Origin of the sequence: Kitasatospora nipponensis, assembly GCF_039528135.1 — a bacterium.
GTDB classification, from domain to species: Bacteria; Actinomycetota; Actinomycetes; order Streptomycetales; family Streptomycetaceae; genus Kitasatospora; species Kitasatospora nipponensis.
In genome coordinates, this window is the sequence record NZ_BAAALF010000023.1 from 1 (window position 1) to 26536 (window position 26536).

15 protein-coding genes are annotated in these 26536 nt (G+C 72.7%); 7 read left to right on the forward strand and 8 right to left on the reverse strand.

The features are described from left to right. Window positions 1-3253, forward strand: a 3253-nt coding sequence (locus ABD323_RS09590; protein ID WP_344440833.1) for a DddA-like double-stranded DNA deaminase toxin, incomplete at its 5' end; no start/stop codon positions are given. 6 nt (window positions 3254-3259) lie between these two features. Continuing rightward, window positions 3260-3817 carry an Imm1 family immunity protein gene (locus ABD323_RS09595; RefSeq protein ID WP_344440834.1) on the forward strand — a complete coding sequence of 186 codons (558 nt, stop codon included), beginning with the start codon at window positions 3260-3262 and terminating at the stop codon, window positions 3815-3817. 95 nt (window positions 3818-3912) lie between these two features. Here ABD323_RS09595 and ABD323_RS09600 read toward each other — a convergent pair whose 3' ends face one another. The 3 genes from ABD323_RS09600 to ABD323_RS09610 form a co-directional block, all read right to left on the reverse strand. After that, a complete protein-coding gene (locus ABD323_RS09600; RefSeq protein ID WP_344440836.1) occupies window positions 3913-6000 on the reverse strand; it encodes a S53 family peptidase in 2088 nt (695 codons plus the stop codon). Between the two features lie 244 nt (window positions 6001-6244). Continuing rightward, window positions 6245-6604 (reverse strand): DoxX family protein, encoded by a 360-nt coding sequence (locus tag ABD323_RS09605; RefSeq protein WP_344440837.1) that lies wholly within the window; start codon window positions 6602-6604, stop codon window positions 6245-6247. Between the two features lie 44 nt (window positions 6605-6648). After that, entirely contained in the window at window positions 6649-7191 is a 543-nt protein-coding gene (locus tag ABD323_RS09610; protein ID WP_344440838.1) for a cupin domain-containing protein, read from the reverse strand. Window positions 7192-7248: 57 nt separating this feature from the next. On the opposite strand from ABD323_RS09610, the gene ABD323_RS09615 reads away from it, so the two are divergent. Together ABD323_RS09615 and ABD323_RS09620 are read left to right on the forward strand one after the other, a co-directional pair. Continuing rightward, window positions 7249-8124 carry a LysR family transcriptional regulator gene (locus tag ABD323_RS09615; protein WP_344440880.1) on the forward strand — a complete coding sequence of 292 codons (876 nt, stop codon included), beginning with the start codon at window positions 7249-7251 and terminating at the stop codon, window positions 8122-8124. 199 nt (window positions 8125-8323) lie between these two features. Continuing rightward, window positions 8324-10531 carry an arabinofuranosidase catalytic domain-containing protein gene (locus ABD323_RS09620; protein ID WP_344440839.1) on the forward strand — a complete coding sequence of 736 codons (2208 nt, stop codon included), beginning with the start codon at window positions 8324-8326 and terminating at the stop codon, window positions 10529-10531. A gap of 118 nt (window positions 10532-10649) precedes the next feature. On the opposite strand, the gene ABD323_RS09625 is transcribed toward ABD323_RS09620, so the two are convergent. Next, window positions 10650-11984, reverse strand: a complete 1335-nt coding sequence (locus tag ABD323_RS09625) for a hypothetical protein (protein ID WP_344440840.1) — start codon at window positions 11982-11984, stop codon at window positions 10650-10652. A gap of 476 nt (window positions 11985-12460) precedes the next feature. Here ABD323_RS09625 and ABD323_RS09630 point away from each other — a divergent pair, with 476 nt between their 5' ends. The 3 genes from ABD323_RS09630 (at window position 12461) to ABD323_RS09640 (ending at window position 17298) form a co-directional block, all read left to right on the forward strand. Beyond that, on the forward strand, window positions 12461-14830 hold the full coding sequence (locus ABD323_RS09630) for a RiPP maturation radical SAM C-methyltransferase (protein ID WP_344440841.1): 2370 nt from the start codon (window positions 12461-12463) through the stop codon (window positions 14828-14830). 231 nt (window positions 14831-15061) lie between these two features. After that, window positions 15062-16243: a cytochrome P450 gene (locus tag ABD323_RS09635; protein WP_344440842.1), complete on the forward strand. Its 1182-nt coding sequence runs from the start codon at window positions 15062-15064 to the stop codon at window positions 16241-16243. 47 nt (window positions 16244-16290) lie between these two features. Beyond that, window positions 16291-17298, forward strand: a complete 1008-nt coding sequence (locus ABD323_RS09640) for a methyltransferase (RefSeq protein ID WP_344440843.1) — start codon at window positions 16291-16293, stop codon at window positions 17296-17298. Window positions 17299-17305: 7 nt separating this feature from the next. Here ABD323_RS09640 and ABD323_RS09645 read toward each other — a convergent pair whose 3' ends face one another. The 4 genes from ABD323_RS09645 to ABD323_RS09660 all read right to left on the reverse strand — a co-directional run bounded on the left by ABD323_RS09645 (window position 17306) and on the right by ABD323_RS09660 (window position 26441). Continuing rightward, on the reverse strand, window positions 17306-18685 hold the full coding sequence (locus tag ABD323_RS09645; RefSeq protein ID WP_425555930.1) for an alpha/beta fold hydrolase: 1380 nt from the start codon (window positions 18683-18685) through the stop codon (window positions 17306-17308). 305 nt (window positions 18686-18990) lie between these two features. Beyond that, window positions 18991-20517, reverse strand: coding sequence for an alpha/beta fold hydrolase (locus ABD323_RS09650; protein ID WP_344440845.1), 1527 nt, complete (start codon window positions 20515-20517; stop codon window positions 18991-18993). A 318-nt stretch (window positions 20518-20835) separates the two neighbouring features. Then, window positions 20836-25383 carry a P-loop domain-containing protein gene (locus tag ABD323_RS09655; protein WP_344440846.1) on the reverse strand — a complete coding sequence of 1516 codons (4548 nt, stop codon included), beginning with the start codon at window positions 25381-25383 and terminating at the stop codon, window positions 20836-20838. A gap of 200 nt (window positions 25384-25583) precedes the next feature. Beyond that, on the reverse strand, window positions 25584-26441 hold the full coding sequence (locus ABD323_RS09660; RefSeq protein WP_344440847.1) for a hypothetical protein: 858 nt from the start codon (window positions 26439-26441) through the stop codon (window positions 25584-25586). Window positions 26442-26536: the final 95 nt, after the last annotated feature.

The following is a 26536-nucleotide window of genomic DNA, read 5'->3' on the forward strand; positions in this document are numbered from 1 at the left end:
CGCCGCCCGCGCCAAGGCCGCCGCGGCGGAGGCCACCCGCGCCGCCAACGCCACCGTCGCGATCGCCAACCAGGCCGCCGCCGCGGCCGGTGACGCCCAGCGTGCCGCCAACGACGCCGCGGCCCACGCCGAAGCGCCGCCCCCCCCCGCCGAGCAGGCCGCCCAGCACGCCGGCGACGCGAACACCGCGGCCAACGTCGCCCAGGCGGCCGCCACCGCGGCCGACGCGGACGCCACCCAGGCCGCCCAGTCCGCCCAGCAGGCCCACACGGTCGCCGACGTCGCCCGCGCCAGCGACGCCGAGCGCCTCGCCGCCCAGCAGGCCGCCGAGATGGCCACCGCCGACGAGGCCTCCCGCGAGGCCGACCAGAAGGCGAAGACCGCCGCCTGGGAGTCGGGCAAGGCCACCCGGTTCGCCGCCGACACCGACCAGCTCATCGCGGACGCCACCGCGGCCGGAGTCGACCCGAAGACGGCCGTGCTGAAGGGTCGCCAGGCCGCGTTCCGGCTCCTGGACGCCGGCGGCCCGTGGGTCAAGGCCGCCGCCCAGAGCGCGCTGGAGGGCGACGACTACGCCGTCCAGGCGTTCCTCGGCACCGATCTGGCGGTCGCCCGCGACCGCGACGACCGCACCAGCGTCATGACCGTCGTCCAGAGCTCCGGAAAGATGGAACTGCGCCTGGCCGCGGAGGCCGCCTCGGTGGGCACGCCGGACCAGGTGAAGGCGTTCCTGGCCACCGGCCAGTACCCGGGCAAGGACGACGACGACCGCGTCGCGCTCTCGCAGATCATGGCCGCCGGCGGCCCGGGGGTGAAGGCCGCGGCCGGCAAGGCGCTCGACGGCACGATCGACGACGTCCGCGCGTTCCTGGCCACCGGCCAGTACAAGGCCCGCGACGACGACAACCGCGTCCTGGTGACCCAGGCCCTGGCCAGTGGCGGTCCCGAGGTCAAGGCGGCCGCCCAGGCCGTGCTGTCCGGACCGGCCGACCGCCTGGTGCCGTTCCTGCAGACCGACCTGCCCAAGGCCCAGCAGCGCGACGCGATGACCGCCACCCACGTCGCCACCATCGCGTCCTACCTCGCCACCATGGACGGCTCGGTCGCCCAGGCCCGCCAGTACGCGGCCCAGGCCGCCCAGGCCTACGCCACCGCCCGTGGCGCCGCGAACGAGGCCGCCGGCTACGCCAACCAGGCCGGCCAGTCCGCCCAGCAGGCCCAGGGCTTCGCCAACCAGGCCGCCCAGTCCGCCCAGGCCGCCCAGGCCAGCGCCCAGCAGGCCGCCGGCTACGCCAAGCAGGCCCAGGCCGCCGCGGCCTCCGCCAACGCGGCGGCCCGCAGCGCCAGCGTCTCCGCGGCCGCGGCCACCAGCTACGCCGCGCAGGCGAGCAAGTACGCGACCGATGCCAAGAACGCCGCCGACCAGGCGAACGCCTCGGCGGTTGCCGCTGCCAAGAGCAGGGACGAAGCCTATGCGGCCGCCAGGGAGGCCGCGCAGCTGATCATGTCGAAGCAGCAGGCCGACGCAGCCGACGGCGGCCAGATGCAGAGCGAAACCGCCGCCGTGGACGACGACGGCCGTGTCTCGTACGTCGACGTCGTACCCCACGGTGATCTCAGTCAGAAGGCCCAGAGCTGGGACGAATCCAGGTGTTTCACGGTCGCATGGCGGAACGGCGACAACTGGCACCGGAATCCGGCAGGGAAGGACGTCTGCACGGTACCGGCGAAGATAAATATCACCGGTCAGGTCGACTACTTCCTGAGGACGTGCCCGGAACCGAACATCTCCATCGCGGCATGCCATGGAAAGTACAGTGTCTGGGACACGCTCCTGGTGGACACGAAGTCGATCAATATCGTCGTCGACGGCACGGTCGAACTCGATGAGGCGTACTTCCAGCACAACACCTGCTACGGCGGGGAAAGCGGCGGGACGGGATGCCTCACCAGCGACATGGCGGTCGCCCTGGTACAGGACTTCTGGGACTGCGCGAAGAACCCCGGCCTGAACGCCGCTTGCGGCTGGGCGGCGTCCAACTTCATCCCCTTCGGTACCCTCGGTAAAGCCGCCAAGGGAATCATCGCATTCCGCTACGCCCTCGAGACGGGGACCGACCTGGCGCAGGCCAAGATCGCCCTCCAGGTATCCCTCGACGGCATCAAGGACGCAACCGCCGGCAAGCTGCTGGCCACCGCCGACGCCATCACCGCGTACCGCCTCACCCTCAAGGACGGCGTCGGTACCGATGCCGCGCTCGAGGCGCTGCGGCAGGACCGGAACGTCGAGCGCTCACTGGTCGACCATCTGGAGACCGAGCGCGACATCGCGACGTACGGCCGCACCTGTCCGACCGTCCCGTCCGCCAGTCACAACAGCTTCCCCGCCGGCACCGAAGTGCTGATGGGAGACGGCACCACCCGTCCCATCGAGACCATCCGGGTCGGCGACCTGGTGACAGCGGCGGACCCCGTCACCGGCGCCGGCGGCCCGCGCGCGGTGACGAACACCATCTACACCCCGGACGACCTCGACTTCACCGAACTGACGGTTGATCCCGGGAACGGAACCAAGGGATCCGTCACCGCCACCGACCACCACCCGTTCTGGGTGGAGTCCACCCGCGCCTGGACCGACGCGGCAGCCGTCCAGGTCGGCGACACCCTGCGCACCGACACCGGCGCCACCGCCCAGGTCGCGTCGATCCGGCACTGGACCGGGTTGCAGCCGGCCTACAACCTGACCGTCGCCGACCTGCACACGTACTACGTGCTGGCCGGCACCGTCCCGGTGCTGACCCACAACCTCGACTGCTTCGGGCAGATCCAGAACATCGCCAAGAAGCTGCCCAACTGGGTCAAGGACGCCAAGACCCGCGGGTTCATCCTGTCAACGGGAGCGGATGGCTCGAAGACCGAGGCGGTGGACCTCGTGAGTGGGTACAACGAGGACAGGGATGCGATCAACTCCTACTTCGTGTCCCTCGGTGTTCCGGACGGTCTCTCGGTGGTCGCCGATGTGGAGGTGAAGCTCGCATGGAAAATGCGAATCTCCGGGCGGAAAAACCTGGAGATCGTGATCAACAAGCCCACCGGTCCGTGCACGGGACCCTTCTCCTGCACTGCGGCGGTGCCGCACATCCTGCCCGAGGGGTACACTCTGACGGTCTGGTACAAGGATGAGTTCGGCGTACTCGCAAAGGATCCCGTCCCGCTGGTGGGGAAGGCCGCGCCTCCCCGAGCGAATGGGTGATCGACAGTGCTCCTCAATGTTCATGTCGGCGGTCAATGGCGCCACGGCGAGACACCGGAAGAGAAGTCCCGGCTGATCTCGGAGGTTTTCGGGATTCTTGAGGAGAAGGGGAGCGGGGGGCCGGACTGGAGGCCCGGAGAGATCGCCTGGTTCTCTTTTTCCGAGCAGCCGTACGGTGCTGACAGCTGGCCCGACAACTGCTTGGCGGTATCCGTCAACGCATCGTCCGGCTACGGTGGCCTGGTGTGGTTCTTCAACGGCGGGAAGAGCGGGAGGAAGGGGGGCGTGTATGACAGGACGTGGGTGTCCGACAATCCCGCGCCACCCGATTTCGACCCCCGGGTCGTGTCGGATCCGGGTCATCCGCTCTTCCACGACCCAGCCAGCACCCTCCCGGTCGCGCAGGTGCGGCGGGCCGTCGAGGAATACGGTCACAACGGCACCGGAGACCGCCCGGAATGCATCGGCTGGATCGGCGGAGGCATGAGCGGACAACGCGATGACCGCGAACCGGTGATCGACACGGTCGAAGAACCGGAAATCGACTGGGACAGCATCCACTAGTACTCCGCACCACCGCTCGGGCGATCCGCACGCGGCCCCGGCAAGGACCTCTCACGGTCCCGGCCGGGGCCGCGTGCTGTCCGGCTCGGGGCCCGTCAGTGGCGGGCGAAGGAGCGGACGAAGTCCGCGGTGGCCGAGCCGACGCCGGTGACGTCGTCGTAGCCGGGCGTGGTCTTCAGCGTGGTGTCGTGGTCCGGCTGGGCGAGGTAGCCGTCGAAGCTGCCCGGGGTCTCCCAGCTCGGCAGGAACATCAGCACCGAGGGGGCCTGGCCGGCCGGCGCGGGAAGCACGTCGTGGATCGCCGGGGTGGTGCGCAGCTTGTAGAGCAGCGGGTTGGCGAAGCCGAGGGCGTGGCCCGAGGCCTGTGCGGCGTCCGCCTCCAGGGCGGTGATCAGCGGGGAGGAACCGCTGGTGCCGGCGCCCAACTCCTCGTGGTAGGCGCCGCCGGGGGTGGTGAAGCCGACCAGCCAACCGGTGGCGCGATCGCCGTCCGCGGAGACGTCCGGCAGCTCGCGGTGGGCCGGGGCGGTGCCGCCGGCGTTGGCCAGCGCCGGGGGGACCACGCTCTTCTGGTACCAGGGTTGAGCGATCAGGCTACTGCGGCCGCCACCCGAGCCCATGAAGAACGGTCCGGGCGGCGGGGTCAGGTATCCGGTGCCCTGCGGGTTGACCTGCGCCGCGTTGGCGCCCCAGCCGAGCTCGCCGGCCACCTTGCCGTTCCTGTCGATCTCCAGGGTGGTGCCGCCGACGGCGGTCGCCCACTGGTCGGAGGCCGGGAAGATCACCGAGCTCGGGCCACCCGGGTCCGCGCCGTCCCCCTCGTCGCCGGAGGCGTAGTCGAAGCCGATGCCCTCCAGCGCGCCCTGCTCGAACATCTGGTCCCAGGCCACCACGGTGGCGGGCGAGTCGGAGTCCTCCCTGGTGGCGAACGAGTCGGTCACCACGTCGGCGAGGTGCTGGTCCACGATCCGGGTGTGGGCGTCGAGGAACGCCCTCGAACCGCCCGCGCCGGTGTCGCAGTCGGCCCCGACATAGACCACCTTCGCGTCCGGGGCCGCGATGTGGAGCGTCTCCACGTCCAGCGGCTCCTCGGGCGCGTCGGAGGCACCCCGGCAGGTCGCGGCGAAGTTCGGGCCGAAGTTCTCGCTGTACTGGCCGGGCGCGAAGCCGGGCAGGCCGTGGGCGGCGAAGAACGTGTCGGCGTCGGCCTCCATCGTGGGCAGCGCGCCGTCCAGCACCACGGCCACCGTGCGGCCCTTGCCCGTGTAGGGGCTGTTCGTGACGCCGTAGGCGTCGCGCAGCTGCTGGGGGGTGTAGCCGCAGACCTGGTCGATGGCGGTGGTGCGGCCGTCGACGGGCGGGATCGCGGAGCTGCTCTGGCCCCACCACGTCGAGCACGGCGGCGCGGCCGCGGGGGCCCCTGCCTGGGAAGTCGCCGCCTGGGGTGTCACAGCCTTGACGGCCGTCCGGGGAGGCGCGACCTTCGTGGCCGTCGGCGCGGGCACGGCCGTCGGCACGGGCGATGCCGTCGGCGCGGACGAGGCGGGCGCGGCCGTCGTGGTGGGGTCGTCGGGGATGACGGGATCGGTGTCGTCGAGGCCGAGCACCGTGCTGATGTCGTGGCCGAGCGCGGCCGGGACCGAGATGCCGCTCGCCGGGAAGGCGAGGGCCGGGGGCTGACCGGGCTGCCGGGCGTAGCCGTGGATCGTGGTGGCGAAGGCCTTCTGCACCTGGTCCACGGTGGCGGTGACCGCCAGGTAGTGGGCGGTGGCGCCGGTGACGTGCATGCCGAAGCCGCTGAGCCAGTCGCCGACCCTCGCCGTCTGGGCCGGGGTGGTGCCGTACCGCTGGGCGAACTGGGTGGGCGTCAGGTAGTGGGCGTAAGCGGGGTCGGCCGGGTCGGAGACCCGCTGCGCCGCCTTGGCCATGCCCACCGGGTCCTTGCCTGCCAGGTAGACCCGCAGCGACAGGCCCCAGTTGCCCGGGGCCGCGCCGGTGTCGGCCGGCGCCCCCTGGCCCGCGGCCGTGACCCAGCCGGGGATGGCGGAGGCCAGGTCGACGCGGGCCGGGCTCGCGGCGTCGGCCGCCGGTGCCACCGCGCCGGTCACGACCAGCGCGGCCGCGGCCGCGGTGGCGGCCAGGCGGGCCGTCCGCGGTCGCGGTGGGGCGGGGTGAAAGGACATGGCGGGGGAGGACGACTGGTGGGGCAAGATCTCACACTCCATCAAAGAACGGCGGACGCAAGCACTCTGGCGGCAGGTGGCCGCTCGGAGGTAACTCACGTGTCGGCCCGCCACTTCGGTCGCACCGCCCCCACGCGGCGGGAGAGCCGGCTGCGCTGGAGGTGCGCGACGCCAGACGTACGCGACCCCTGCGAGGTGACGTGTCGGCGGACGTCCGCGTGCCGGCCACCTGGACCGTGTTCGATCAGAGCCCGGTGGCCAGCCAGGTGGAGACGGCCGCGGCGACGACGAGCCCGGCGTTGAGTGCGACCCGGCGGTCCTCGCCGGCCAGGTGGACGGCGATCGCGCCGGCCTGCAGGAGCACGAGGCCGATGGCCGCGACCGCTGCCAGCCAGGGCGCGATGCCGCTCAGCGGCGGCAGGACCAGACCCGTCGCGCCGAGGATCTCGACCACCCCCAGTGCCCTGAGGGCGGGCAGGGGTACGCGGTCGACCCAGGCCATCATCGGTCGGAGTTGATCGCGGCTGCGGATCAGCTTCAGCGTGCCCGCGTAGAGGTAGAAGAGCGCGAGCGGTGCCGCGACGATCCCGTAGGCGATGTTCATCGTTCCCTTTTCCCGGGCCGGCCGGCCCGTACTGTGCCTCGACTTCAGGCGAGGTCGGCGGCGGAGTTACCGGCAGGCTCGGCGGCGGGGCCGGCGGCGAAGTCGGTCGCCGGCTCGGTCGCGTAGCGGCTCATCGCGTCGATGTTGGCCTGTGGCGTCAACGGGCGGCCGCCGGCGAGCACGTCCTGGAGGTCGCGGAAGTACTGCACGTACAGATCGGGGGTGAACGTGCTGAGCATGACGGCGGGTTGGTCGCTCACGTTGGCGAAGGTGTGCGGGGTACCGGGCGCCACCATCACGAGCGTGCCCGCGGTGGCGTCGTGGTCCTTGTCCCCGACGGTGAACCGCACGGTGCCGGAGAGGATGTAGAAGCCCTCGTCGTGTCGGGCGTGGCGGTGCTGCGGCGGCCCCTGGGTGTGCGGGGCGAGGACGGACTCGGCGATCGCGAGGCGGTGCCCGGTGTGGCTGCCGTCCTCCAGGACGCGCATGCGCGTGGTGCCCAGAACGATCGTCTCGCCCTCACCGGGACCCACCACCGATACGGCGGGGTCGGTCGGCAGCTGGCTGGTCTTCGCTTCTTCGGTCATGCACACGAGTGCACCGCCGGGGACGTGCCCGTGTCCAAGACCCATCCCGCGATGCCGATGCCTCCTGGGTATCGTGGCAGCGTGGAGCTACGGACCTTGCGGTACTTCGTGGCGGTCGCCGAGGAACTGCACTTCGGCCGGGCCGCCACCCGACTGCACATGAGTCAGCCGCCGCTGAGCCGGGCGATCAAGCAGCTGGAGGCCGACGTCGGGGCCCTGCTGTTCACCCGCTCCCCCACGAGCGTCACGCTCACCCCGGTCGGCACGGTGCTCCTCGACGAGGCGCGGGCCCTGCTCGACCACGCCGACCGGGTCCGGGTGCGCGTGAGGGCGGCGGCCGGCGTCGCGACCATCACCATCGGCATCCTGGGCGACGGCACCGATCCGGGCGTGGCCAGGCTGGCCGCCGCCTTCCGCCGACGCCACCCCGGCATCGACATCCGCATCCGCGACACCGACCTGACCGACCCGACCTGCGGGCTGCGCGCCGGACTGGTCGACGTCGCGCTGACTCGGGCGCCGTTCGACGGGACGGCCCTGACCGTGCGCGAGCTGCGGACCGATCGGGTCGGCGTGGTCCTGCGCGCCGACGATCCGCTGGCCCGCCGCGACCGCCTGCGGCTGGCCGAGCTGAGCGACCGCCGCTGGTTCCAGTTCCCGCCGGGCACCGACCCCGCCTGGCAGTCCTACTGGAACGGTGGCGCCCCGCGCGAGGGCCCCGTGGTGCGCGCCGTCCAGGAGTGCCTGCAGACCGTGCTGTGGAACGGCACGGTCGGCCTGGCCCCGCTCGGCCACGACCTGCCCGCGGAGTTCGCCGTGGTGCCGCTGGCCGACATGGAGCCGAGCCGCGTGGTCGTGGCGTGCAACGAGGGCGACACCAACCCGTTGATCCGATCCTTCGTCGAGATGGCGACAGCCGCCTACCGTCACTGAGCGCGGGGGGACGGGAGCGCCTGCCGCACTGTCCGCCACCGTGCATGCCGTGTGACCCGACGTCAGGCGCCGGCCCGAGAACCGTGTGGACACGTCGTGAAGCCCTGTCATATGGTCCGCCAGGCCTTGGACGCCCTGCGGCCAAGGCGTCACCGGTACCACCCTCCGCCTTCCACTTCGCGTCCCTGAGAGGTCCGCCTTGGCCACGGCCCACCGTCACCCCGGCTGGCGCAAGCTGTTCCGCACCCTGGTCGGTGCCCTGCCCGTCGTCGTCGCGACCCTGGTCGCGCTGCCGACCGCGGCGCACGCGAGCACCACCGCCCCCTGCGACATCTACCGTTCCCACCAGACGGGTTGTGTCGCCGCGCACAGCACCGTCCGGGCCCTGTTCGGCGGCTACACCGGTCCGCTCTACCAGCTCACCCGGGCCTCGGACGGTGCGACGCACGACGTCTCCGGCCTCGCGGACGGCTATGCCGACGCCGCCGACCACGACGCCTTCTGCGCCGCCACCAGCTGCACGATCACGAAGATCTACGACCAGACCCAGAACCACAACGACCTGGTCCCCGGCCCCCAGGGCGCCTGGGGCACCGGCGCCGACCGTCCCGCCGACGCGAACGCGCTGGCGATCACCGCGGGCGGGCACAAGGTGTACGGGGTCTGGATCACCCCGGGCGTGGGCTACCGGTACACGGGGCGGGCCGCCGGGGTCGCGGTGGGCGGTCAGCCGGAGGGCGCGTACCTGGTCGCGAGCGGCGGCCACGCCAACTCCGGCTGCTGCTTCGACTACGGCAACGCGGAGGCGGAGCCGACCGACACGGGCAGCGGCCACATGGACGCCATCAACCTCAGCACCACCTGCATGTTCGGGCCCTGCACCGGATCGGGCCCCTGGGTCGAGGCCGACCTGGAGGACGGCCTGTTCCGGGGCGGCAACGGCGCCAACACCGCCAACCTGGGCAACAACAGCCCCTACGTCACGGCGATGCTGAAGAACGACGGCAGGACGACCTTCGCCCTCAAGGGCGGCAACGCCCAGGCCGGCGGCCTGAACACGTGGTGGAGCGGTCCGCTGCCCAGCACGTACACGATGCAGCAGGAGGGCGGCATCATCCTGGGCATCGGCGGTGACAACAGCAACTGGTCCGAAGGCACCTTCTTCGAGGGGGTCATGACGGCCGGCTACCCGAGCGACGCCGCGGAGGACGCCGTACAGGCGAATATCGTCGCGGCGGGCTACTCCGGTCAGACCGGTGTCCCCAACGGGGCGCACAGCATGGTCGCGGGCTCCCGGGCGACCGTCATCGACCACAACGGCGCCACCGCCGTCTACGCCCTGGGCACCGACGGCAAGATCTACGAGGACTACCAGCGCACGCCGGGCGCGGGCAACTGGTCCGGCTGGGAGCTGGGGCTCGGTGCGGGCACCCCCTACGGCCGCACCGGCATCGCGAACGGCTTCGTCAGCTCGCCGAGCGCCTTCGTGGACTCGGCCGGCAAGACCGTGGTGACCGCGATCGACGGGTCCGGCAACCTGGAGGAGAACTACCAGACCGTGCCGGGCGGCGGCCCGTGGTCGGGGTGGCACTACTACAACTCGCCGCTGCCGACGGGGGTCACGTTCGTCGGTACGCCGGTCTCGACCAAGGACGTGAACGGGGTCAACGTCACCTACGTGACCGGCACGGACGGCAACGTGTACGAGAACTACCTGAAGTCCGGTGTGGGCTGGAACGGTTGGGAGCTGGCGCTGGGCGCCAGCGGTGCGCTGGTCAGCTCGCCGAGCGTCTTCGTGGACTCGGTCGGCAAGACCGTGGTGACCGCGATCGACCGCTCGGGCAACCTGCAGGAGAGCTACCAGACCCTGCCCGGCAACGGTCCGTGGTCGGGCTGGCACCACTACAACTCGCCGCTGCCGACGGGGGTCACGTTCGTCGGTACGCCGAACTCGGTGAAGGACGGGAACGGCACCAACGTGACGTTCGTGACCGGCACGGACGGCAACGTGTACGAGAACTACCTGATCCCCGGCGTGACGTGGCACGGTTGGGAGCCGGCGCCGGGCACCAGCGGTGCGCTGGTCAGCTCGCCGAGCGTCTTCGTGGACTCGGCCGGCAAGACCGTGGTGACCGCGATCGACGCCTCCGGCACCGTGGAGGAGAGCTACCAGACCGTGCCGGGCAGTGGTCCGTGGTCGGGCTGGCACACCTACGACTCGCCGCTGCCGTCCGGGGTCTCCTTCGTCGGCGTGCCGAACTCGCTGAAGGACAGGAACGGCACCAACGTGACGTACGCGCTGGGGTCCGACGGCAACGTGTACGAGAACTACCTGATCCCCGGCGTGAAGTGGAGCGGGTGGCAGCCGGCGCTCGGCACCCCGCCGGTGGGGCTGATCCAGTTCTGACCGGGTGGGTGGAGCCGGAACCGGGCGTCGGTGGCGAGCTGGTCGCCGGGGCTCGGTTCCGCGTTCGGGTGTCGTCAGTCGTTCAGGCGTCAGTCGTTCAGGCGTCAGTCGTCAGTCGTCAGTCGTCAACGGTGAAGACCGCTGCCGTGCGCGTGTCGGGGCTGGCGCCGAGGCCGATGACCGCGGCGTCCTCGGCGGGTAGGGCCCGGCCGTAGCAACCGGCGCGGCCGGCCGGGGTGATGAACATCCCCCAGACCGCGTGCCAGTCGCTGACCTCTCCGCTCCGCGGGTCGAGGACCGGTTCGGTGCGTGGGACGACCCGGCGCTGGACGACGGCTCCGGTCCGGCGGCCCGAGGCCAGGGCGGCGGCCCAGGCCTCGTCCGACATCTGCCAGCCGGCCACGACGCCCTTTCCGCTGTTGCCACCGTTGGGTTTGAGCAGCAGCCTGTCCCGATGTGACCGCGCGTAGTCGTCCACGCGGCCGTCCAACGCCCGGGTCCAGGGCACCAGTCGGTCGATCAGGGCGCGCTCGGCGCCCGAGAACGCACCGTGGAACGCGGGGTCGTGGAGCAGGGCGAGACAGCCCTTGTTGCCGTACAACTCGCCGCCCATCGGGGTCCACAGCACCACGCGCCCGTCCTGGTGCGCGTGGACGAGGCGTTCGAGCAGCGACTCGGATTCCGCGTCGCCGCAGATCTGCCCGACGCCGAACGCCCGCAGGACGACGTCGACGCGGGGTGTGTCCGGCTCGCAGGTGAGGACGAGGGCGCCGTCGCGGACCTGGACGTCGGGGAGCTCGCCCAGACGGAAGTCCAGTCCACAGCCGCGCATCAGTTCCTGCAGGGGCTCCCAGCCGTGCCGGTAGCGGTCCAGCTCGCCGGGCGCCTCCACCAGGGCGATGACCGGCTCCCGGCCGTGAGTGACCGTCAGGCCGGCCGTCCGCAGCGTCCGGGCGACCTGGCGACCGGTGTCGGTGAATCCCAGCCGGTGGGCGGCGGCGAACGACGCGAAGGAGGGAACGCCCAGCAGTGCGTTCGGGAGCCCGCCCGCGCGGTCGATGCCGCCGAGCTGGCTGACGATGTTGAACTCCAGCAGCTTGAAGCCGTCGCCGTCGTGGTACATGTCCGTGCGTCCGTAGCGCGGCGGCGGGGATGCGCCCAACCGGCGCAGGAGGGCCGACTCGCGCGCCCCGACGCCGAGAGCGGCGTGGAAGCGCCCGTGGTCACCGTCGAAGAGACGTGCCGGGAGTGAGACCAGCACATCGAACAGGGCGTCCGCGTCCCGCTCGAAGGCACGGAGTTCGGCCTCCGGGACGAACAGCGGGCGCGGCAGCAGACGGTGCCCCGACGTCCGGGTGAGCACCGGCGGAAGGTCGGCGTCCGCCACCGCGTGGCGCAGTCGGCTTCCGGGGGCCCGGCATTCCTCGAGGTAGAGCTCAGTGGTGCGGTCCATCAGCCGACTGCTCCCCCGTTGGCAGAACGAAACCCGTGCAGAGTTCCACGCACCGACTCCCCGCCGCAAGGGGATCCGGACCGGGACGTCGCCCCGGTCCGGCCGACCTGCGCCATCGCCTGGGAAGTCGCGTCGTTTCCGCCGGCCACCGGCGGTCACATTCCGGAGGAAGTGGACGTTGTGCGTCAAGGGACACAAACGTCCTGTAGCGGATCAGGCCAGCTCAATTGCCCTGCCACGGAGGCAATGCCATGAATTCCCGCGCGGCACGGGCCTTCCGTTTTCCCATTCGTGGACATCCTGTGTCTTCCGGTGCCAACCCTCTTGCGCACACCCCCGGTCATGAACCACAGTCTGGCGGAGCCGCCCACGGGCCCGGCGGGCCACGAACCCCCCGGGATCGCACTGCGGCAACGCGTGACAGCTGGCTGTATCCACCGACACCCGCCGATCGTTTCTCACAAGAAATCGAGAACATGCGGATTGCGCTCGTCTCCATGCCGTGGCACCTTCTGGCGACACCGTCCCTGCCGCTCGGGATCCTCCGGGTCCAGACGGACAAGTGCCGCCATCGGCACGACGTGCGCTCGCACTTCCTGAACCTGCGCTGGGCCGAGCACCTCCACGAGGTCAGCGCCGGCGCCATCACGCCGGAGGACTACGACTACGTCGCGAACATCGGCGTCTGGCACGGCATGGGCGACTGGGTGTTCACCTCCGCGCTGTACGGGACGCCGCACTGGCGGCGGGATCGTTTTCGCGCCTATCTGGCGGAGCACGGCGTGAATCCGGGAAAGTCCGAGGCCATGGCCGAGCACGCCGCGGAATTCGTCACCGCCATGGCGCGGGAACTCGTCGCCGAGGAGCCGGACGTCATCGGATTCAGCAGCACCTTCCAGCAGAACGTGCCGTCGCTCGCCCTGGCCAGGGCCGTCAAGGAAATCGCCCCGCACATTCCGATCCTGCTCGGCGGCGGGAACTGCGACGCACCGATGGGGCCGGCACTGCAGCGGAACTTCCCCTTCGTGGACTACGTCATCAGCGGTGAGGCCGAGCAGTCCTACGTGGATTTCCTCGACCATCTCGACGGCGAACTCCCGGCGGAAAAGGTCCACGGCCTGTCCTGGACCTCGAAGGACGGGACCACGGTGACGAACGGGCCCGGTCCGCTGCTCGCGATGCGCGACGTGCCCTGTCCCGATTTCGGTGACTACTTCGGTGAACTGGAGAGGAGCCCGGTCAGGTCGTTCATCAAGCCGACCCTGCTGTACGAGGCGGCGCGGGGCTGCTGGTGGGGCGAGAAGCACACCTGCACCTTCTGCGGGCTCAACGGACTGACCATGAAATTCCGCTCCCGCCCACCGGAGCAGGCCCGCCGCCATCTGCAGGACCTCGTGGAACGCCACCGCATCCTCGACATCGTGGCGGTCGACAACATCCTCGACATGGCGTACCTGCGCACGCTCCTGCCCGAACTGGCCGCGGCGGACCTCGACGTGAACTTCTACTACGAGGTGAAGTCGAACCTCGGGGAGGAGGACGTCGCCCAGCTCCGCGCCGCGGGCCTGGTCCACATCCAGCCGGGCATCGAGAACCTCAGCTCGGACGTGCTGAAGATCATGGACAAGGGGGTGCACGCCACCCAGAACATCCGACTCCTCCGCAGTTGCGAGGAGCACGACGTGACCGTCGACTGGAACTACCTGTACGGCTTCCCCGGCGAGCGGGAGGGCGACTACGCCGCCGTCCTCGACCAGTTGCCCGCCCTGTCCCACCTCCAGCCGCCGGCGGGCCGCGTCCGCATCCTGCTGGAGCGCTACAGCCCCTACTTCGAGCGCCCGGAACTCGGCTTCCCCGAGCGCCGCCCGGCCGCCCTGTACGGCCATGTGTACGACCTGCCCGAGGCCGAACTCCAGGACCTGGTCTACCAGTTCGACTCTCCAGCGGTCGGCGTCCAGGAGTCGACGGCCGCCCGCCTGCGCGCGGCGATTCTGACCTGGCGTCAGAACTACCCCAGCAGCAGCCTGCTGGCGAGCCACGACGACGAGGGGGCCCTGCTCGTCGAGGACCGTCGGGCGGGCTGGCCGCAGCGCCTGATCAGGCTGGAGTCCGCGCAGGCCGCCGCGTACCAGGTGCTCCGGACGCCCCGCAACGCGCTCGCGCTGCGCAGGCGGCTGGCCGACGAGGGCCATGACGTCGACGCGTCGCAGGTCGAGGCCTGGCTGGACTCCTGGAAGCAGCAGGGGCTGGTCTTCGAGTCCGACGGGCGCTTCGTCGCCCTGGCCACGAACCGGGCGAGCATCAAACGCGGTGCGCTCCCCGCCCCGCGGCCGGCCGCGCCCGAGGCGGGCGAGGTCCGCACCGTGTCCTTCGTGCCGGAGCGGGCACAGGAGGCGCTGGAGTTCGTCGGCACGCTGCGGGACCACACCTCCCGGGCCCAGGGGCTCGCCTGGAGCACCGACCTCGGCGGCCTCCCCGATCCCCGCCTGCTCTACCACCTGATCCCTCCCACGCGGGCGGACCGGCCGGCCGAGCTGGACAGCTGGCGCGAAGCCCACCGCTACGGCCTCCTGCACTACCGCCGAGGACCCGGCTTCGTCGTCGTCCACGACTCCCGTCCGGGCGCCCGCCGGGCCGAGATCGTCCTGGACACGCCCGGATCCGGTGACCTCCTGGACCACTACGCCACGCCTCGGCCGTTGCCGACCGCGGACCACCCCACCTTCCCGGCGGTCCAGGACCTGCTCCACGACGGCCTGTTGCTCGCCCTGGGCGGGCTCGCGGTCGCGCTGCCCCACCGCCTGCACCGACTCCCGCTCCCCATCGAGGTGCTGGGGCACGGATGAGACCCCCGCCGGGCGCCGCCCGGCGGAACACCCGCAGCCACCCCACCGGGGACACCTCCCCGACCGCGGTGCGCGCCTGCACAGGAGGGAGAACACCATGGGTTACATCCACTGAAGCTGACAGCCGTTGCGGCCATGCCCGCGCACGTCGGCATGGCCGCAACGCCGTTCCGCTCCGAGGACGCGGCGCACATCCGCTCCGCAGACCCATGCACACGAAGGAGGCCGGCCATGGACGCGCAGACGCAGGCAGTGCGGGATCCGATCTACAACCCGCTGGCGCCGGACGTCATCGCCGACCCCTACCCGTTCTACCGGCGGCTGCGTGAACGGAGCCGGGTCTACCGGCACGCGGTGCTGAACTCCTGGGTGCTCACCGGGTACGAGGAGTGCCGGCAGGTCCTGGGCGACACGGCGGCCTTCGGCTCGGACTTCCGCCGGGTCGGCGCCCCGATCCCCGACGCCCAGCTGAGCGTGCAGTCCCTGGACCCGCCCGACCACGGCGCGATCCGGCACCTGCTCGTCACCGCGCTCCACGAGCAGTCGCCCCTCGCGATGGCCGACCGGGTGACCGAGATCGCCACCGCACACGTCGCGGCGCTGCGCGGGCAGGGCCGCCCGGTCGACCTGGTCCGGCAGTTCGCGCGTCCCGTCGCCCTGCGCACCATGAGCGAGTTCCTCGGGGTCGAGGCGCCCGACGGCCCCCGCTTCGAGGAGCTGTCGAACGCCATCGTGCGCAGCATGGACGCCGGCCTCGATCCGAGCCGCGCGGAACCGGGGACGCTGGCCCGGGGCGAACTCAGCCGGCTCGTCGAGGGGTGGCTGCGTGACAGCGACGGCACCGGTTTCATCGGCGCGGCACGACGGGCGGCCCTCGCCTCGCCGCAGGTGCCGCCCGCACTGCTGGCGAACTCGCTGCGCGCGGTCCTGCACGCCGGGTACGAGTCGGTGAGCCGTCTGCTGGGCAACGCGCTGGCACGGCTGGTCGCCGACCCCGCGCTGCTCGCGGGAGCCGGCGACCCGCCCCGGCTCGAGGGCCTGGTCGAGGAACTGATCCGACTGGACGGACCGGTGCAGGCCGATGCGCGCGTCGCCACCCAGGACCGCGTGGTGGGCGCGGAGACCATCCGCCGGGGCGAGGTCGTCGTCCTGTTCCTCGCGGCGGCCAACCGCGACCCCGACGTCTTCGCCCACCCCGACGACGTCGATCCCGGGCGGCGCAGGGGCGTTCACGTCGCCTTCGGCCGGGGCGCGCACGCCTGCCTGGGTGCGAGCCTGGCCACCTCGCAGCTGCGGGCCGTTCTCACGGCACTGGCCGGCTCGGGTCTGCACCTCACCGCCGCCGCGCCGCCGGTGTTCGACCTGACCGCGACCCTGCGGGGACCGCACTCGCTCCCGGTCCACGCCCGCTGAACCCGACCCGCCGTTCCCCTGGATCACCGAGCGAAGGACCCGCCACCGTGGAAGCCGAGCGCAGTCGAGCCGGACGTCTCGCCACTCTCCTGGACGGCCATGTCGTCACCCAACTCATCGCCTCCGCGGTCCGGTTCGGGATCCCGGACCAGCTGGCCGGCCGGACGCTGACGGACGAGCAGCTCAGCGCGGCCACCGGCATCGGCGTCCCCGTGCTGCGCCGCTACCTGCGCGCCCTGCGGGGGCTGGGACTGGTCGAGGAGGTCGGCGCGGCCGAGTACCGCGGCACCGCGCTCGCGGACCTGCTCCGCAGCGACTCCGGTTCCCTCCACGGACACTCACTGATGGCGGGGGACGACTACTACGGCGCCTGGGCCGAGTTGGACCACGCCCTGCGATCCGGCGAGTCGGCGTTCGAGCACCGCCACCGGCGCTCGCTGTGGGACCGGCTGAACGAGGAGAGCCAGGTCGCGCAGTCCTTCACCCGCACCATGCGGTGGAACAGCGAACGCGCCCTCGACGAGGTCCTCGGCCTGTACGACTTCTCGGCGGCCGGGACCGTCGCCGATCTCGGCGCGGGGCACGGCACGCTGACGGCCGGACTGCTGGAGCGCCATCCGCGGTTGCGCGCCGTCGTGTTCGAACAGCCCGCCGTCCTCGAGCACGCCCGCCGGGCGCTCACGGAGGCGGGCCTGTCCGACCGCTGCGACTTCGTCGCGGGGGACCTGCTGCACGAGGTCCCGCGCGGCGCCGACCTCTACCTGCTCAAGTCGGTGATCCACAACTGGAACGACGCGACGGCGCTGCGGATCCTGCGCAACTGCCGGGACGCGATCGGCCCGACGGGCCGGCTGCTGGTCATCGAACGCGTCCCGCAGAGCACCGAGTCGCTCGACGACGCGATCCGGGACCTGAGCATGCTGGTGCTGTTCGGCAGCCAGGAGCGCAGCAGGGACGCGTACACGTCCCTGCTGGCGCAGGCCGGGTTCGTCGTGACCCGGGCGGTCACCGGCCCCACCGGCTACTGCGTCCTGGAGGCCGCTCCCGCACCGTGAGCGGACCTCACGGCGCGGCCGGCGGGCCGATCTCGAACTGCGGCGGTTGGAGGCCGGCGAGGCAGCCGGTGTCGGGCGCGTGGGGGTGGTCGAAGAACGAGACGACGATGGACTGGGCGCAGGGTGACGCGGCGAAGGCGACGTGCGCGACGTAGGGGACGGTGACGGTGGTCGCGTTGGGCAGCGTGCGGGCGACGTAGGCCCCGTTGGACGCCCCGGTCTGGGCGTCGAAGCCGGCCGACATGGCGAGCGTCGGGACCTCGCTCCGGGTGACCTCCCGCACCGAGGCCGGCGCCTTGGGGATGTCCCAGGCCTGACAGTCGTCCGCCAGGAAGGGCAGCTGCGGCGCCTGCGCGAGCACCGACCGCGGGTACGCCGGGAAGGCGCGCCGTCCGGCCCGCAGGACCGCGGACGGGTCCTCGTAGGGCACCCATTCGCTGCAGAACACGCCGTACGCGAGCCCGTGGGCGATCCGCCCGATCGCCTGCGGGCTGACCTTCCCCCCGGCCCACTGCTCGGCGATCCGCTGCGGGTTGCCGTGGGCCAGTTCGTCGATGGAGCGGGGCACGCCCGGGGCCACGTGGGTGGCGGAGGTCAGCCAGTTCACCAGCGTGCCGCCGTCCAGCACGACCTTGACCGGCTCGTCGCGCGAGGGGACCGTGACGTAGGTGGTGACCGGATCCGCCTCCAGCTTGCGCACCAGGCCGGTGAACGTCTTCTCCAGGTCCGGGTACCGCTGGGCGCAGGCGGGCTGCTGGGCGCAGGTGCTGAACAGGCTGTCGAAGCCCTGCTTCGCGCTGCTCCAGGTCATCGCGGGGCCGGCCAGGGACGGCGGCAGGATCCCGTCGATCCCCACCGAGCGGATCCCTTCCGGGTGCTCGCGCAGGTAGATGAGGGCGAGGTCGGTGCCGTACGAGATCCCGTACACGTTCCACTGGGGGATGCCCAGCGCCACCCGCAGGTCCGCGTAGTCGGCGGCGCTCTCGGTGCCGTTGTAGGCGCTCAGGTCGACACCGCGGTCCGCCAGCTGGTTCCGGCACGCGCGGGTCGCCTTGACGTGCAGGCGCCCGGTGGACGGTGCGTCGTAGACGAGGCCGACGGCGCGCGCGGTGAAGCGATCGATGACCGGGCAGGTGAGCGCCGGATCGGCCGTGTAGGTCCCGCGCTGGGACATGAAGATCACGTCGCGGTCGCGGTTGAGGCCGCCGTCGACGGCCAGCTGCGCCTCCCCGATCGCGTCGTCGCCGGGACCGCCGGCGAACCAGACGATCGGGTCGGGTGCCGGGTCGGGCGAGAGCGCCGGGACGATGGCGACCGCGAGGGTGATGGTCCGCCGGTCGGACTCGGCGCGGTGCTCGCTCCGGCTCTCGCTCCGGTTCTCGGGCACGGTGAGGGTCCCGCACTGCGCGTCCTTCAGCGCGGGGACCGGGTCCGGCGTCCGGGGGCAGGGTCCCGGCACGAAGCGGGCCCCCGATCCGGTCGTCCGAGTGACCGTCCCGAGCGGCGCGACCGTCCTGGCCGAAGCGAGCGTCCCGAACGAAGCCGCCCGCGCGAGCGGCCGCGCGTGGGCCGGTGCGCCGAGCAGGCCGACGAGGGCCAGGCCGCCCGCTGCGACGCAGCCGAGCCGAACCGGTAACCCCGCGGCCGTGCGACGTGGGGGAACTGACGATGTGGACATGGCGCTTCTCCTGGTCAGGGGGTGATCGTGAACGGCTTCGGCCTGAGCCCGGCGACGCACTCGGTGTCGACGGCGGCCGGGTCGGCGAGGAAGGAGGCGAGGACGCGCTGCGTGCAGCTCGACTGCGGGATCACCCAGTGGCCGATCCCGGGAACGAGCACCGTGGTCGCGTTGGGCAGCGTCCGGGCCGCGAACCGTCCCCAGCGCGCCCCCGTCTTGGCGTCGAACGTGCCGGAGATGACCAGGGTGGGCACCGTGCTGCGGGTCGCCACGCGCTGGGAGGCCGTGCGGTCCGGGACGTCCCACGTCTCGCAGACGGCGCTCTGGTAGGGAAGTTGCGGCGCCTGGGCGAGGACCGGGTCCGGATATCCCGGGAAGGCCCGGCGTCCCGCCTCCAGCAGGTCGGCGGCCGACGTCCCCGGCACCCACTCGCCGCACGCCACGCTCTCCGTCAGGCCGTAGGCGAAGTCGCCCACGACGGGGGTCGAGCCGGCCGCGCGGGCGGCGGCGAAGCGGTGCGGATCGCCGTGGGCGAGCTCGTCGATCGCGGCGGGCACGTCGGCCGAGGGGACCGCGTTGCCGACCAGCAGGTTCACCAGCGCACCGCCGTCGAGGACGACCTTCACCGCCTTCCCGCCGCCCGGCGGTGCCGCGCGCACGGTCAGCGGATCGGCTTCCAACCGGCGCACCTGCTCCGTCAGGGTGCGGGCGAGGTCCGGGTACCGGCGGTCGCAGGCCGGCTGGTCGCGGCAGGCTCCGAGGATCGCGTTGATCCCCTCCCCCGCGCTGCTCCAGGTCCACGGGAGGCTCACGATCTGCGGGGGCACGACCGAATCGATCGTCACCGTGCGGATCCCCTCGGGATGCTCGCGCAGGTAGGTGAGCGCCAGGTCGGTGCCGTAGGAGTACCCGTAGACGTTCCACCGCTCGATCCCCAGCGCCGTGCGCAGGTCGGCGAAGTCGGCGGCGTTCTGCGAGGTGTTGTAGGCGCTCAGGTCGATCCCGCCGGCCGCCAGGCGTCGGCGGCACTCACCCATCGCGCCGACCAGCAGTCGCTTCGTGGACACCGCGTCGTAGCGCAGGCCCACCGCGCGGGCGGAGAACCGGTCCACCTCCGGGCAGGCGAGGTTCGGCTGCGCGTGGAGCGTCCCGCGCTGCGCCATGATGATCAGGTCGCGGTCCTGGTTCAGCCCGGCGTCGACCAGGAACTGCGCGTCGTCGATCGCGTCGCTGCCGGGGCCGCCGGTGAGGTGGACGACGGGATCCGGGGCCGGCGTCGAGGACACCGCCGGGATGATCGCCACCGCCAGTCTGATGGTCGGACCGTCAGGTCGGGTGCGGTTCTCACGGACCACCAGGGTCCCGCACGCCGCGTTGGCCAGCGCCGGCACCGGCTGCGCGGTCCTGGGGCACGGGCCCGGCTCGAACCGCGGCGATCCCGCCGGTCGCGCGCCCGCGGCGGCCGCCGCGGCCCCGCTCGCCGGTGCGCCGGCCAGCAGGACCGACCAGCACGCCAGCACGGCCGCGGACCCCCTGAGCACGCGACGGGCTCCCGCACCCCCCCACCCGCGGGCCGCGCCCCACCGCCGTCCATCCGGCCCTGCCACCCGCCGGGGCGGACGCAAGCCCACCACCACGTCGGATCCTCTGCCGTCCCATGCGTCATCCGCTCCTCAGCCGACCGTCCGGCTGACGGAGCCGAACCCCAGTGCCCACGAACCACAGTGCGTACGAACGACAGCGTGCCTGCCCGGCGGCCGGACCGCGCGCGTTGCTACGCCGGACAGGGACGGGCGTGATCACTCGTCAGAGCCGGTGCCCATGGCACGGGCCGGCCCCGGCCCATCGCGCCCGCTGCGCTACCCGTGGGCCCCGGGGGGCCACACGCCGTCCCAGCTGAGGTAGGCGGTTTCGCACCCGTAGCCGAGGAGGCATCCGGACGGCGTCGCCCAGGCGCTCGTGCCGGGGTGGGGCAGGTGGAAGCGTGCCACCTCGGCTCCGGTGGTCAGGTCCCAGACGAGGACCGCACGGTCGGCACCGGTGGTGACGGCGAGGGGGGTGCCGTCGCAAAGGCTCGTGGCGGTGACGGCGTTCACGCGCTCGGCGTGCCCCCTGAGGGTGTGCCTGCGGGCTCCGGTGGTCAGGTCCCAGACGTCGGCGGTGGGTCCCTCGCTGACGATGACGGCGAGCGGGGTGCCGTCGGGCAGGGCCGCGGTGGCGACGTCCTCGGGCCAGGTGGTGAGGCCGGTGAGCGAGTGGCGGCGGGTGCCGGCACTCAGGTCCCAGATGAGGGCTTCGCCGTTCCCGATGGTGACGGCGAGCGGCGTGCCGTCGGGCAGGGCCGCGGTGGCGACGACCTCGACCCAGGTGCCGTGGCCGGTCAGGCCGTACAGGCGCGTGCCGGTGGCGAGGTTCCACACGACGGCCTCCTCGTATCCGGCGGTGACGGCGAGGGGGGTGCCGTCGGGCAGGGCGGTGACGGCGACGGCTTCCGCCCAGAGGCTGTGGCCCTCCAGGGTGTGCAGGCGGGTGCCGGTGGTCAGGTCCCACACGGAGGCACCCTCGTTCCCGGCGGTGAGGATGATCGCGGTGCCGTCGGGAAGGCGGCCGGTGGCGACGGCGAACTTCCGGCGGGTGTTCCCGGTGAGGGTGTGCAGCCGGGTGCCCGTGGTGAGATTCCAGACGATGGCCGCGTGGCGTGTGAGGGTGATGGCGAGGGGAGTGCCGTCCGGCAGGTTCGCGGTGGCGACGGCACTCACGCTCTCCGCGGGGCCGGTGATTGTGTGCAGCCTGCTCCCGGTCGTCAGGTCCCGGACGACGACGGTGCGGTCGGCGCCGGCGGTGACGGCGACCGATGTGCCGTCGCGCAGTGCCCCGGCGGTCACGGAGAGGACATCGGCGGAGTGGCCGCTCAGCGGGTGGAGCAGGGCGGAGAGGTTCCAGACGATGGCGGTGCCGGTGTCGCTGGTCACGGCCAGGGGCGCGCCGTTGGGCACGACGGCGACGGCGACGTGCTGGATGTGGCCCGTGTGGCCGGTGAGGGTCTGCAGGTGGTTGCCGGTGGTCAGGTCCCAGGCCATGGCGGTGGCGTCCGCGCTGCTGGTGAGGACGATCGGGAGGCCGTCCGCGAGGATCGTCGTGGCGGCGGCGTACACGCTGTCGGTGTGCCCGGCGAGGGTGTGGAGCTCGGTACCGGTCGTCAGGTCCCAGACCACGGCCGTACGGTCGCCGAGGGTGACGGCGACGGCGGTGCCGTCGGGCAGCACCGCGGTGATGACACCGTTCAGGCGGCGGGCGTGGCCGGCCAGGGTGTGCAGCCGGCTGCCGGTCGTCAGGTCCCAGACCGCGGCGGTGACGTCGGTGCCGGTGAGGTCGTCGCTCGTGGCGACGGCGACGGCGGTGCCGTCGGGCAGGACGGCGGTGGCGACGGCGTTCATCCGGACCCGGCAGTCGGTGAGGCTGTGCAGCGCGGCGCCGGTCACCAGGTCCCAGACGATGACGGTGGCGTCGGCGCCGCAGGTGACCGCGATCGGGGTGCCCTCGGGCAGGACGGCGGTGGCGACCGCGTCCACCCAGGCGCTGTGACCGGCGAGAGTGTGCAGTCGGGCACCGGTGGCGAGGTCCCAGACCACCGCGATGCGGTCGCTGAGGGTGACGGCGATCGGGGTGCCGTCGAACAGGACGCCGGTGGTGACGGACCGCGCGGTACCGGTGTGGCCGGTGAGGCTGTGCAGCGCGGCGCCGGTCACCAGGTCCCAGACGACGGCGGTGGCGTCGGCGCCGCAGGTGACCGCGATCGGGGTGCCCTCGGGCAGGACGGCGGTGGCGACCGCGTCCACCCAGGCGCTGTGACCGGCGAGGGTGTGCAGTCGGGCACCGGTGGCGAGGTCCCAGACGACCGCCGTGCGGTCGCTGAGGGTGACGGCGATCGGGGTGCCGTCGGAGAAGGTCGCGGTGACGACGTACCGCGCCTCGCCCGTGTCGTCGGTGAGGGTGTGCAGGAGCGTGGGGTGGGAGATCCGGTGGGTGGCCCACAGGGGGAGGACCGCGGCGGGCTGCCCCTCCAGGGACGTCCTGCTCAGGGCGCGGGCGAGTTCGGGCGCCTGCCAGCTGGCGGCGTCCAGGGCGAGGAAGTCGCGGCGTACGCGGCTGCGGAGGCGCTCGGGGTCGTGCGCCGCGGTGGTCCGGTACACGCGGGCGTGCAGGACCGCCTTGTCGGACCCTGCGAAGAGCAGGTGCGGGGTGAGGGTGTCGGGCTCGGCGTGGACGAGGAAGCGCGGGTCCTCCAGCAGGTGGTCGAGGGCTCCGTCGTCCGCCTCGCGTGCGTGGTCGGCGGCGTGGCGCAGCAGGTAGGGCTGGGCCTGTTCCCAGTCCGGTGCGCCGTCCGGTGTGTGGGGGGCCGCACCGATCAGCGCCCGGTGGATGGCGGCCGGGTCGCTCTGGTCCCGGATGTGCTCGGTCAGCGATTGGTGGAAGTAGCGGTAGAGGAGGCGATGGTCGCTGTCCGGTGACGTCCGCAGGTAGAACGCGGCCTTGGTGAGGACGCGGCGGGTGTCCCGGAGTTGGGGGGCGGGGTGGCCGGGATCGGGGGGCCGGTGGGCGAGGGCGGCGTGGTGGACGAGGTCGAGGGGCATGCCCTGGCCGCGGGCCCGGCCCAGGACCTCCAGGACGGGGCGGATCCACGGCTCCGTGGCGGCGAGGCCGTCGACGTGGAGGTCGAAGACCTCGGTGACGGTGCAGGGCGGCCCGGCCGGGGCCCGTGCGGGGGTGGTGCGCAGGTGGTCGGCGTAGAGGGCGGCGACGAGGAAGGCGCCGTGGTCGCTGTACTGGGCGAGGCGTTCGGCGATGTGGCGGACCTGGGTGCGCGGAAAGCGACTGCGGGGCAGGAGGAGCTTGCGCAGGTAGGTGTCGAGGTCGTCGGCGAGGGTGCGGCGGTCGTCGGCGGTCGACGGGTCCAGGTCGAGTTCGGCCGCGGGGTACCGGTCCAGGTGGTGGCGCAAGGTGGGCAGGGTGTCCCACCAGGGCCGGGTACCGAGGATGATCCGGCAGCCGGTCCCGTCGGTGCCGCGGGTGTCGGTCAGGGGCAGCAGGAGTTCGTTGAGGACGGCGGCGGGGTCGGTGGCCTCGTCGAGGGCGTCCACGACCAGGAGCACGTCGAGCGCCTGCCGCAGTTCGGCGACGAGCGCTGCCGTGTCCGCCCCGTCCGGCTCGCCCGCGGGTGGTGCGGGGGCCGGACCGGAGTGGGTGGTGGCGCGCTGTCGGCGGAGCTGGTGGCGCAGGGAGTCAGTGATCTGCTGGACGGTGAGCTGGCGGGCGTGGACGGCGAGGACCGTGTCGGACCGGCGGGGGTCGAAGTGCTCGACGGCGCGGGCGACGTTCTGGGCCTGGCGGGTGTCCTCGAGTTCGGGGTGCAGGAGGCAGGCGGTGACACCGAGGAGCGCGGACTTGCCGCTCCCCGGACCGCCGGTGACGGCCAGCAACCGGCTCTGCTCGGTGCCGGTGCGGTGGGTCCAGTCCTGGATCCGCTGGAGGTGGGAGGTGCGGCCGGAGAAGAGGATGTCGGTCGCCGTGGGATTCCCGGCGGCCCGGCCCGCGAAGTGCAACGGGTCCAGTCCCGGGGAGCAGGCGAGGGCGAGCTCGCGCAGCGACGGGTCCAGGCCGGACGGCAGTCCCGCCTGGAGGCGGTGGGCGGGGTTGCGGAAGAACGGCGGTGACTGGGTGTCGGCGTGGATCTGGGGGGTGTGGACGACCCTCTGGCGGGGACGTCCGCAGGCGGCATCGGCGCGGGCGAGGTGGCGGTTGATCTCCTGGGCGAGGGTGGCGATGGGAACGAACTCCTCGCCGGAGCTGAGGTCGAGGTCGCCGTCGGTGAGGCGGTGCAGGATCTCGGTGGTGGCGGTGGTGAAGCGGGCGCCGTAGGTGGCCGTGTCGCTCGCGCAGGCCCCGATGATCCACACGCCCTGCTCCGCCTCCTGCGGACGGCGGGCGGCGATCTCGGCCAACTGCTGCTGGATGACGGCCTGTCCGGCCTCGCACACGTCGAGGAGGAACAGGACCGGCCGGCCGCTGACCGCGGCCGCCTCCAGGAGCTGACCGAAGCTCACACAGGTGTCGACCAGCAGCTCGTCGGTGCCGGTGGCACCGGCGGCGGCCAGGAACAGGCCACCGGAGGCGGCTCGGGTGCCGTGACCGGCGTAGTGCACGATCAGCGGCTCCCCCGGCGCGGCGTTGCGCCGCAGGTCTCGCCACCGGCTCATGAAGACGTCGCGGTCGCACTCCAGGAGCGGGTTCCCGCCGGTGGCCACCCCGGCCCGGGCCAGCGCGGAGGCCAGCTCCCGGGCCGCCTGTGCGACGGCCGGCAGCGGGGCGAACGCGGTGACGCCGTCGGCCTGGCCCTCCTCGCTCACATTCGGCCGCGGGAAGGACTCTCCCACTCCCGCCACCAGTGCCCGGACCAATGCAGACCTCCCCCGTCGGGTCCCACCCACCGGCGGGTGCCCGGACCCACCGGCGCCCCGACCGCCGGACGCCGACGCGGCTTCGACCGGCGCGGGCGGGCGTGGATCGGGACCGGCCCGGCGCGAACACGCGTGTGGTTGATGGGCCGTCAGGAAATGTACGGGGTGACGGCGGCCGCGAGCAGGCCGTTGGCGAGATATCCGCCGAGTCCGTGGAAGCCGATCCCGGTGTCGCAGGTCTCGTCCGCGTCGACGGGGAACACCTCGCCGAGTTTCGGCGGCACGGCCACCAGGTCGCCCACGTCGGCGATGTTCACCCACCGGCCCACCCCGGCGGGCTTGGCGCCGCGCCCGGCCCGCAGCGCCGGGTCCAGGCGGCGCGCCAGGGACGGCACCCGCAGCGGCGAGCCGAGCGTCACCAGCAGCTCCACCTCCAGGTCCGGATGGGCGTGCAACGTCTCGTAGGTGACGTAGGAGCCCAGCGAGTGCGCGATCACCACCGCCGGCGCCTGCCGGCGGATCACCCCGGCCACCCGCTCACGCACCAGGTCCCGCCGGTGCGGCCAGGTGGTGTAGGCCTCGACCTCGCGCAGGCTCGTCACGATCGTGCGCTCCAGAGAGCGGATCGTCCGCTCCCGCACCGCCCGGGTGAGGCGGGAGCCTCGTTCGTCGAGGAGCCACCCGAGCATCTGCCGCAGGGGCTGCAGGGCGACGTTCTGCGGATCGGCGGGGGCCACGGCCCCGGCCGCGGCCAGCCACTCGGCCGCCTGCGCGCGGCCCGGCGCGTCGAGGGAGTCGAAGTCCGCGTCGTCGCCCGCCCCCTGAGCGTGTTCGGGCAGGTCCGGGCGGAGCAGGTCCGCGTAGTAGGCCATCACCGTCTCCGGCGCCTCGACGGCCAGCCGCGCCAGGTTGTCGATCAGCCGCGGCCGGCAGTTCGCCACCTGGCGTTCCGCGGCCCGCTCCGGCGCCGCCCCGGGAACGTGGTTGAAGATTCCGTGTACCAGCACGATCGGTGCCATCGCGTACCCCCCACGATCACGGGCGGCCCCGGCCCGGGCCGCCTGGTTCCGGGCCTACCCATCCGGTCCGCTCCGTCACACCA